8 protein-coding genes are annotated in these 11,362 nt (G+C 27.6%); all 8 read right to left on the reverse strand.

Features of this window, described 5'->3' with window-relative positions; all coding sequences use genetic code 11:
* Positions 1-5: 5 nt before the first annotated feature.
* On the reverse strand, positions 6-4,553 hold the full coding sequence (gene essC / locus I4U58_RS02460; protein WP_195929460.1) for a type VII secretion protein EssC: 4,548 nt from the start codon (positions 4,551-4,553) through the stop codon (positions 6-8).
* A 123-nt stretch (positions 4,554-4,676) separates the two neighbouring features.
* Entirely contained in the window at positions 4,677-4,925 is a 249-nt protein-coding gene (locus tag I4U58_RS02465; RefSeq protein ID WP_195929461.1) for an EsaB/YukD family protein, read from the reverse strand.
* Between the two features lie 39 nt (positions 4,926-4,964).
* Complete coding sequence (locus I4U58_RS02470; RefSeq protein ID WP_195929462.1) at positions 4,965-5,498, reverse strand: FHA domain-containing protein; 534 nt, start codon at positions 5,496-5,498, stop codon at positions 4,965-4,967.
* Positions 5,499-5,876: 378 nt separating this feature from the next.
* Positions 5,877-7,424, reverse strand: coding sequence for an SH3 domain-containing protein (locus I4U58_RS14215; RefSeq protein WP_195929463.1), 1,548 nt, complete (start codon positions 7,422-7,424; stop codon positions 5,877-5,879).
* A gap of 302 nt (positions 7,425-7,726) precedes the next feature.
* Positions 7,727-8,047, reverse strand: a complete 321-nt coding sequence (locus I4U58_RS02480; protein WP_195929464.1) for a zinc-ribbon domain-containing protein — start codon at positions 8,045-8,047, stop codon at positions 7,727-7,729.
* Positions 8,048-8,342: 295 nt separating this feature from the next.
* Entirely contained in the window at positions 8,343-9,182 is an 840-nt protein-coding gene (locus I4U58_RS02485; protein ID WP_195929465.1) for a prephenate dehydrogenase, read from the reverse strand.
* Between the two features lies 1 nt (position 9,183).
* Positions 9,184-10,197 (reverse strand): 3-deoxy-7-phosphoheptulonate synthase, encoded by a 1,014-nt coding sequence (aroF, locus tag I4U58_RS02490; RefSeq protein ID WP_195929466.1) that lies wholly within the window; start codon positions 10,195-10,197, stop codon positions 9,184-9,186.
* Positions 10,198-10,281: 84 nt separating this feature from the next.
* Complete coding sequence (aroF, locus tag I4U58_RS02495) at positions 10,282-11,319, reverse strand: 3-deoxy-7-phosphoheptulonate synthase (RefSeq protein WP_195929467.1); 1,038 nt, start codon at positions 11,317-11,319, stop codon at positions 10,282-10,284.
* Between the last annotated feature and the right edge of the window lie 43 nt (positions 11,320-11,362).

Below are 11,362 nucleotides of genomic sequence, written 5' to 3' on the forward strand. Positions count from 1 at the left end.
ATTTACTAATCGTATTTTATTGTCTTTATTTTTGTATATTCTCCATTTTCAAGCAAATATCCATCCCCTAATGATATTGGTTTTGAAAATTCTCTAGATTGTTTCATGCTAACATCAAATAATTTTAAATTAGTTAAATCTTCAAATATAATTGCCCTTTTGTTTTCTTTTATTTTTTTTAATATTTCTGGAGCATTATAAGATAGATTGCTATTTTCTATGTTTGTAAAAATTATAGACATTTTATAATTTTTAAAACTCTTTATCATATTCATAAATTTAGTATTAAGTTCTTTATTTTTACTTATTTCATTTATAAATTTATTGTTATCTATTACTATTAAATACAGTGGTAATTTCTCTAATATTTCATTTTCATCCATATCTTCAATATTATCTTTATAAAAATCCTGTCTTTCTTCAAATTCATCATAAATATCGTCTACAATTATTTCTATATCAGATAAATCTAATGTATATTTTTCTACAAATCCATATTGTTTTGTTTGTGATAACTGGCGTTTAGAGCTATCTATTATGTATGCTTTTGTTTTGTTTAAAAATATTGTTTTATTTATTGTTGAAAGTATATTCATAATAAAATTTGTTTTTCCACTTTTGTCCCTTCCAACTACTGCAAATAAGCTATTTTCTAATAAATCAAAGTACACATATTCTATACTGTTGTAATCTATGCCTATTGGAATTTTATATTTATGTTTAAATAGATCCATTTCTTCTTCAAATAATTTATTAAAGTAAATAACTGGTGGCACTTGAGGTATTTTTTTAGCTTTTATATTTTTATAAGTTAAATTCGAGTGTTTTATTAATTCTTGTATATTTTTACTTCTGTCTAATTCTTTATCTCCTCTTACTGGAAGTGCAGTCTGAAACTCCAATATTCTTTTATCTAAAACTATAAGACCTCTGCCTGGAGTATCTTTTAAATAAACTTGACTTCTACCAAGTAAATTAGAATATTCTGATTTGTCATTGCAATGAAGAGATATTTTTGTTGGATAGTTAGATAACATTCTGCTATTTAATGAATTTGTCTGCATTCCTGTAACTATAAGGTTTATACCTACACTCTGACCCTCTCTTGATAACACCAATATTTCATTGTCATATCCTGGATAATATTCTCTAAATGCAGTTATATTATCTATTATTAAAATGATTTGTGGCATATCCCTAAATCCTGACTCAATATAATTTAAATAAGTTCCAACCATATGTTTTAAAAATACTTGTTTTCTCTTTTCAATTTCTATCTTTAACATTCTAAGTAAGTTGTTTATTCTCTCTTCCTCAGAAGTAATAGTTACACCACCGATTATTTTTGAATCTTCAAATATTCTAAGAGCCATATTTCCACAATCAATAATATATATATTTACATCTTTTGGCGTATATGTTTTAATCAAGTCACATAATATAGTTTCTAGTAATATTGTCTTTCCTGATAACGAAGAACCTATTATATATGTATTATTAGATAAGTTTATACTCAGTTCCTCTTGTATTTGATTATCTGGATCATCAAATATTCCTATTAAAACAGATATCCCCTTTTGTATATCTCTAAATGTATTTCTTAGGTCTTTTAAATAAATTATGTCATTAAGAGGCGGTAGGCATATTCCTTGTAATTTAGGTATATTATTTAAATCACAATAATCTTTTATTCTATCTACTATAGCTTCTAGCTGTGTTTTTCTATTTTCTTCATCCTTTTGTCTATTTGTATAAACTAATTTCTTTTTTCCCCATAAATTTATTTGATAAAGCTCAAATATATTTTTGTCATTTAAATCTCCATTTGGTGTTTTCGCTCCACTATATGCTGATTGAAATAAATCGAACTTTTCGTTATTTCCGACTTGTAAATATGCTCTCCCCGGCTCAGTTATCTCAGCTGCAAGAGGGGTTTTTAATACTTCATTGCTGTCTTCTTTTGTCTGTACTTTTAGACAAAGTTTAAACTTAGAGTTACTCCATATTTGTGCATCAACTACACCTGAAGGTTTTTGTGTAGCCAGTATTAGGTGTACCCCTAAACTACGACCTATTCTGGCTGCTGATATTAATTCTTTCATAAACTCTGGATATTCCATTTTTAATTCTGCAAATTCATCTACTATGATAATTAAATGTGGTAGCGGAGTTATGTCTTTATTTTGTCTGTATATTTCTATATATTCATCGATGTGGTTTACATTTTGAAGTGCGAATAATTCCTGTCTCTTTTTTAACTCTGCTTTTATAGATTTTAATGACCTTTGTATTTCTCTTCCTTCTACATTAGTAATTGACCCAATTAGATGAGGTAAGTTTTTTAATTGATTTACCATTCCTCCACCTTTAAAGTCTATTATTAAAAATCCTAACTCATAAGGATGATATAATGTGCTCGCTGATAAAATATAACTTTGCAATACTTCACTTTTACCAGAACCTGTAGTTCCAGCTACTAATCCATGTGGTCCATCATATTTTTCATGCAAATCTAGATATATTTTTTTATTTTTCATTTTTATTCCTAAAGGTACAGCTATACTTTCATCAATTCTAGAACTTTGCCATCTCTCTTTTAAATCCAAATCCTTAGCATCCATTATATTTAACAATTCATATAGTGTAATATTTTTTGTAAGTTCATTATCAAGACTTACTTCTTCTACAGATATTGCAGCCATTTTTATAGCAATTTCAAAAGCCTTTATAGAGCTTATTGGTTCATAAGCAAACTGTATCTTATTTTCACTACTTGTAGTTTTAAATATATAACCCTCATTTTTCTTTGGTGATAATTTGACTATTTCTGCACATCCTTTTGGCAGCAATTCATAATAATGTTCAAAAAATACAAAAATAAATCCATAATCTTTAGCATTTTGTATATATTTTGATACTGGATGAGTTTTTAATTCCATATTATCAAATACAAATACTACAAAATATGGAGAAAACAAATTACCTTCCTTTTGTTGCTCCCTTTTTGATAATATTGAATACATATAGTCAAATATTATAGAAGTACTTTCCTCATCATAAACCATATTTCTTATACCTAAATCGTCATTTTCAACATGTTTAAACCATCTAAACCATGTCATTCTTTTTCTATCATTTTTATGAAAAATATATATAAACTTAACATCTTTATAATACTGTCTTGTTGCTAAATCGATAGTTATATTTATTAAAATATCAAATAATTGTTCATCCTCACCTAATATTCCTACTGCATTATCTTCTGAAAATCTTGAAACTATAGGTATATTTATAAGATTTTTATACCCTTTTTCAATACTCTCTGGTATATCTAATAAAGGGTCTTGTAAATCTTTAAAATCTGGATATTTATAATTAATTTTACAAATCGCAGGTAATTGCCCTGTTCCTACTCTAACATATAAAAAATCTTCGTCATTTTTATCTCTATCAAATAAACTATCAAAATCTTCTACTGATTTTAAATTAGCATCCATAGATCTATACATTTTCCTCATTACTATTTGTTCTCTTTTTCTTATTTCTATAATTTCCTTTTTCTTTTCTTCAATATATCTTAAATAACTATTTTCTCTTTCTTCAACTTCTTTTTCATAATCTTTTTGACTATAATAATAACTAAAAATAGATACTATCAAAGTAAGTATCATTGAGCAAACCCCATAAATTACAAAGGTTCCTCCCCCTGATATAAATCCTCTTAATAGTATAATTAATATAATCATTCCTATAGATGGAAATAACAATAAAAATATATTTTTTCTAGGCTGTCTAGGTTTCTGTTTTGGCGGTAAGATTTCTATTTCTTCTTCTGGAATTGTGTATTTTTTTCTTGTTGTTATATTATATTTAGGATACTTCAATACATTTTTACTGTTTTGAATATAAAATGACTCTAATGTTAAAGGATTTATTGCATCATTTGAAGTTGTATATAAATTTCCTTCTTTTAAATAAAAACTATATCCAACAACCATAAAAAAATCATAATCATTTAAAAATGACTTTGAATTTATCTTTCTCCCATTTAAATAAACTCCATATGTAGTTTGATTATCAATTAATATATATTTATTTTCACTCTTTTTTAGAGTGATAAATTCATTTTTAGCAATGTTATCTTCAATATAAATATCACAATTAAGTGTTCCACCTATTTTTATTTGTGATAAATTACTTATATTTATAATTCTGTCATAATTTTGAATAACATCAAAATCTACTAAATAGTCTATATTAAAAATATTTATATCTGTTTGAGTGTATTTAATCGAAATACTATCTCCATTATATAATTCTTTTGATTTTAGGATTTTTTTATGTGAATGAATTTCTGTATTTTCATCACAAACTATTGTCCATAAATCATTGTTTCTCAAGAATTTTATTTTAAATGATTTTAAAAATATATTCTCATTAAATCTAATGTCACAATCTACTGTTGTTCCAAGCTTTATAACTTCAAACTGATTATTTAATACTTCTTCTCTATATATATTTCTTCCGTATATTATAAGTTTAAAATTATGCATACTAATCGAACTCCTTATAAATAACTCCTTACTAAACACTTTAAAATGTTTAAATTTATTTCAAGCATATTCATGAAAATTATATTAGTTACAAAATATAAAGGCAATATCACTTTCTATATTCTATAAAATATTTATAATACTTCCGTTTATTAAATTAAAATCTTTTAATGTTCTCTCTCCCTTTAATAAGGCTATTGGATTTTCACTTCTTATATAACATTTTGATAAATCATTTATATCTATACCTAAATTGTATGCTTCATTCACCCCTATTACAAATTCAGTAGCAGATATATTTATTGGTACTTGTAAATCAACTTGCTTTTTTAATCTATGAAAGTATAATACAACAGTTATAACTTCTTCCATAATACTCCCCCTTTACAGAATAGTCATGATTTTCAAATCCTATTTTACTTCAAATTCTACGTTTGCAAATCTAATTCTATCTCCTATTTTTAAGCGTTTTATATATTTTTTAGTTAGTTTTTTTCCATTTAAATACGTTCCATTAAGGCTTTCTTCATCTATTATAAAAAAACGATTGTTCACTCTAACTATTTTTGCATGTATTCGACTTACCATTCTTTGATTTGCTATCCATCCGTCAACTAATTCTTTTTTCTTTCCAATTATATACTCATCTTTATCTATTAAAAATAGTACATCAGGATATATATTTAAACTAGATAATATTAATACACTTTTATCCTTACTTCTGTATATATTTTTACAAATCAATATATATGTTAATATTGAAGCGATTAAATCTATATCTAAAAAATATATAAGGTAGACTATATTTATTACTTGGCAATTTAAAGAGAGAAATACTATAATCAAAAATATTATTTGATATATAAAAATAAAAACCAATGCCTTTAGTAATCTTTTCTTTTGAATATATAATTTATAATCACATTCATAATCCGATTCTACCATCTAAACCCTCCTATACAATAATTTTTACTATTATTACATCTTTTTTAATTCCAACTATAATTATATAGTACTGTTTAAATGTCATAATAATGTTACAAAACGTAAAATATTTTGTAATATCATTATAAAATTTTTTATCTTCTTCATCTTACAAAGGTTATATAACTTCTATACTTTTATATAGTCTACTTATTTATATTTCAATTTTATTTTTTATTCTCCTTTTTTCTATATATTTCTGTAGTATTTTATCTTTTTTTAATTGTATATTTATTATCCACAAACCAGATAATTTATCATTTCCTGGGAATTAAAAAAAGACCATTTAATAGATATTATTAAATAGTCTTTTTCACTCTATATTAAATTAATTATATATTAATTAAAAACTCTTCTAACTCCTGCGATTCTATCTCTATGGCTATTTTTTATTGGCCATACTACTACTTTACCAGGCCATGCTTCTATAACTTGATCATTTCCTAAATATATTGCAATATGTATTATTGTTCCATTTTGATCTGAATAGAATATTAAATCTCCTCTTTGTCTGTCTTCATAGCTAACTGTTTTGAATTTACTTGATGTAAATAGATTTCTAGATTCATATTCATATCCTGGTTGAGAATGTCTAATTACACTAACTGGTAATGGATTTATTCCTACTGAATATAATGCTTGCATAACTAAGCCAGAGCAATCTACTCCTTGTCCAGGTTGCCCTGATGCACCTACTATATACTCTGTTCCTAAATAATCATACGCTCTACTTATCATAGTTTCAATACAATCATTTTTTGTACTATTCTTTGTAATTTGTATAGGTGATACATAACTTCCAAGATTATGCCAATCATCATCAGAAAGTCCTAATGCATTCCATGTTGTATAATCTACTTGTCCAGTTTGTGATAATCCCATTGATTTTTGGAACTCTTTTATCTTAGCAGTAGTAGCAGGTCCTACTATTGCTTTATTTGTTCTTGACATACCTAATTTTTCTTGAACTTTTCTAACTTTAAGTCCCATAGTACCTGTTTTTAATATATAATTTCCTTGTCCTTTAAAGCTTATATTTTCTTGTATTTGGAAGTAGTTGCTAGGATTTTGATAAACTCTATCTCCCTCTACTGTTCCTTCTCCTGAATTTTTATCTGCTACATATTGGTTCGATACATATCCGTATTCATTTTTAAATTTAATCTTATACCATCCTGTAGTGCTAACTTCTACTATTTCTACTTTTGTATCCTTTGATAGCACACCTATTACTCCATAACTTGTCGATGGCCCTTTTCTTACATTTAGTCCAGCTGTTGTTATTCCTGTTTTTATTACTGTTGGTGGTTTTTGTTCTGATGATTCATCTTTTTTACCAACTTCAACGTATTTATTTGATACATATCCGTATTCGTTTTTAAATTTAATCTTATACCATCCTGTAGTGCTAACTTCTACTATTTCTACTTTTGTATCTTTTGATAGCACACCTATTACTCCATAACTTGTCGATGGCCCTTTTCTTACATTTAGTCCAGCTGTTGTTGTTCCTGTTTTTATTACTGTTGGTGGTTTTTGTTCTGATGATTCATCTTTTTTATCAACTTCAACGTATTTATTTGATACATATCCGTATTCGTTTTTAAATTTGATCTTATACCATCCTGTAGTGCTAACTTCTACTATTTCTACCTTCGCACCTTTTGATAATCCACCTATTACTCTATAACTTGTTGATGGTCCTTTTCTTACATTTAGACTTGCAGTTGTTATCCCCGTTTTTATTACTGTTGATGATTGTTGGCTTATTGTAGTTGTCAAAGTATTATTCCCATTTATATTGTCTACATTTTCTGCAAAAGCCATATTCATATTCCCAACAATTGTTGCGATTGTTAGAATCTTTGCTATTTCTTTATTTTTCATAATTCCTCCCAAAATATATACCCATTTTATATCCTACATTTTATAACAAAAAAACGATTTTTACAATTATTTTCTATAATTTACAATATTTTACTAGAAAGTTGTTCTCATATAAAAAATTCACTTCCTTCATGGCGACAACGAATCGGAGATTCCGTTGGTTTAGTTAATAGGTTGGAAATTATACATTATCCATAAACCAGACAATGTCTAATTTCCTTAGAATTAAAAAAAGCGACTAAAAGCCGCTTATATATTATAATTTCTATTAATTATCTAAGTAAAATTATTATTCCCCGTATTTATACTAACTTTTGACCACAATTAGAACAGAATTTAACATCTGGATTTAACGTCTTCTTACAGTTTGGACATATATTGTCGATATAATCATCTTCATCATCAATATAAATTATGTTTTCTGTTTCTGGATTACTATTTAATAAATTCTCTACCATATTATTATCTTGATAAGAGTCTGAATTTGTCTGCTTATTTATTGAATTTTGTAATTGTATATTTTTTGGCTTTGATTGTTTATTTTTATCAGCTACAATTAGCGTTAATGCAGACACTATTCCAATTGACCCTATTACTACTAATATCATCCCTAATTTATACATTAAAAATCCTCCTTTTTATTTTATATTTTATAAACCTCTTTTATACATTTTTTACATATAATCCCAAACGTACTTGTAGTTTATTATAATAAATAAAAAAACTACTGTAAATATAATATTTAAATTAGCTAAAATATCAACAAAAAATTCGCTTCACTCATAACGCCAACGAATCGGAGATTCCGTTGCTTTAGTTAATAGGTTGGAAATTATACATTATCCACAAACCAGATAATATATAATTTCCTTAGAATTAAAAAAGCCCAGGATAAATTTAAATATCTCTGGGCTTTTTCTATTTATTTAAACGTCTTCTTCTTTTTGTAGCTCTTTTTAATCGTTTATTTAGCGCTATTTTGTCGCCCTTTACCAAATCACTTCTAAATCTAGACATTTCTGCCATAAAGTCATCAATTACTTCTAGTAAATTTTCTTTGTTTCCTAAAAATAACTCAGTCCATAAATCTTCATTTATGTCTGCAACTCTTGTCGCATCTCTATAGCTTCCTCCCATATAGATTTCTGTATTTCTAGCTTCCACATCACTATTTATCAATGATACTGCCATAACATGCGGCAGATGTGAAGTAAATGCGATAATCTGATCGTGAAAATCTGAGCTAATTCTTATAATTCTTTTAAAACCAAGCTTATATATTATAGATTGTAAAAAGAGGACATTGTCATCATCATTTCTTTCTGTATCTACTAATAGATAATTGGCACCTTTATAACATTGGGCGCTTGCATGGTCAATTCCCTTATTTTCACGCCCTGCCATAGGATGACCAAAAATAAAATCTATATTATCTGGTATAATATCATCTAATTCTTTAATTAAGGTTCCTTTAATCCCTGCAACATCTGTAACTATAGCGCCATCTTTAAAATTGTTTTTATTCTCTAGGATAAAATTTTTTATTATTTTAGGATAAATGCATATAATCACTAAGTCAGATATTTTTAGAAACTCTCTTGCATTATCTGAACCATCTTTTATAATTCCCATATCTTTTGCTTTTTCTATTGATTCTTTATTTAAATCTATAGCATATACATCGTCAAAACCAGCTTCTTTAAATGCCATGGCAAAGGAGCCACCAATAACTCCTAAACCGACAATTGTGATTTTCATACTATATTGTTACACCTTCTAATTCAGTGTATACTTGCAATTGCTTCATTATTTTATCAAATGTATCTGGTTTTATTGATTGTTTTCCATCACATAGTGCTTTTGCTGGATTGTTATGTACTTCTATCATAAGTCCATCTGCACCAACTGCTATAGCCGCTTTTGCAAGTGGCTCAACTAAGTCACGTTTACCAGTTGCATGAGATGGATCTATTATTATTGGCAGATGTGATTTTTGTTTTATAACTGGTACTGCGCTTAGGTCTAATGTATTTCTTGTCGCTGTTTCAAATGTTCTTATTCCTCTTTCACAAAGAATTACATTTTCATTTCCTCCAGCCATTATATACTCTGCACTCATCAGCCATTCTTCTATTGTAGAGCTCATTCCTCTTTTTAATAATACGGGTGTTTTAGTTTTTCCTACTTCTTTTAATAAATTGAAGTTTTGCATATTTCTCGCACCGATTTGTATTATATCTACATCTTCTACAAATCTATCTAAATAGTCAACTGACATCAATTCTGTAACGATTGGAAGGCCTGTCTCTTGTTTTGCTATTTTTAATAATTCTAATCCTTCTAGTTCTAAACCTTGGAAACTATATGGTGATGTTCTCGGTTTAAAAGCTCCTCCTCTTAAGAAGTTTGCCCCTGATTTTTTTACTGCTTTTGCTATTTCTACGACTTGTTCTTCACTTTCTACAGAACAAGGTCCAGCCATTATTCCAAGATGTCCTCCACCTACTTTTGTTCCGTTCACATCTACTATTGTAGGTTCTGGATGGAATAATTTATTAGCTTTTTTATATGGTTCTTGTACTTTTAATATTTTTTCTACACATTTAAATGTCAATAATTCATCTGGATCTATATATGATGTATCCCCCACTAAGCCCAATACAGATGTTGCAATACCTTCTATTTTATCGACTGCTGCTCCTCTGCTTTCTACTGCTTCAACAACTTCATTTAATTCTTCTTGTGTGAATCCTGGTTTCATTACTATTATCATATCTATTCTCCTCCCACATCCACTTTGAATGCTTTATATTATTTTAAACATTTAATTATTTACCCCTTAAAACTTCTATTATTTTTATAGTATTATTGTATCTCCTAATACTATCTCTTTACCTTCTACTTCTGCATATTTTTTTACAGTTTGCATTATTTTATCAAATGCGTCTGGTTTTATTGATTGTTTTCCATCACATAATGCTTTTTCTGGATTGTTGTGTACTTCTATCATAAGCCCATCTGCACCAACTGCCATAGCAGCTTTTGCAAGTGGTTCTACTAAGTCACGTTTCCCAGTTGCATGAGATGGGTCTATTATTATTGGCAGATGTGATTTTTGTTTTATAACTGGTACTGCGCTTAGGTCTAATGTGTTTCTTGTCGCTGTTTCAAATGTTCTTATTCCTCTTTCACAAAGAATTACATTTTCATTTCCTCCAGCCATTATATACTCTGCACTCATCAGCCATTCTTCTATTGTAGAACTCATTCCTCTTTTTAATAATACTGGTGTTTTAGTCTTACCAACTTCTTTTAATAAATCAAAGTTTTGCATATTTCTCGCACCGATTTGTATTACATCTACATCTTCTACAAATTTATCTAAGTACGCTGTAGACATTAATTCTGTTACTATTGGAAGATTAGTTTCTTGTTTTGCTATTTTTAATAATTCTAATCCTTCTAGTTCTAAACCTTGGAAACTATATGGTGATGTTCTCGGTTTAAAAGCTCCTCCTCTTAAGAAGTTTGCCCCTGATTTTTTTACTGCTTTTGCTACTTCTATTATTTGCTCTTCACTTTCTACTGAGCAAGGACCTGCCATTATTCCTACAAAATTTCCACCGACTTTACTTCCATTTACATCGACAATAGTGTCTGCTGGGTGGAATAATCTATTAGCTTTTTTGTATGGTTCGCTTACATTCATAACTTTTTCTATATATGAGAAAGCTAATATTTCATCTGGATCTACTAATGTAGTATCGCCTATAACTCCTATAACACACATTTGTTTCCCATGAGATATAGATACTCTTAATCCTCTTACTTTTAAGAAGTTTAATATCTCATTTAATTGGTCTTGTGTATATCCTATTTTTAATACAACTATCATAACTTTATCCTCCACAATAAATTTTATATTTTTAATGGCATAT

Source organism: Clostridium sp. 1001270J_160509_D11 (genome assembly GCF_015667935.1).
GTDB lineage: Bacteria > Bacillota > Clostridia > Peptostreptococcales > Peptostreptococcaceae > Intestinibacter.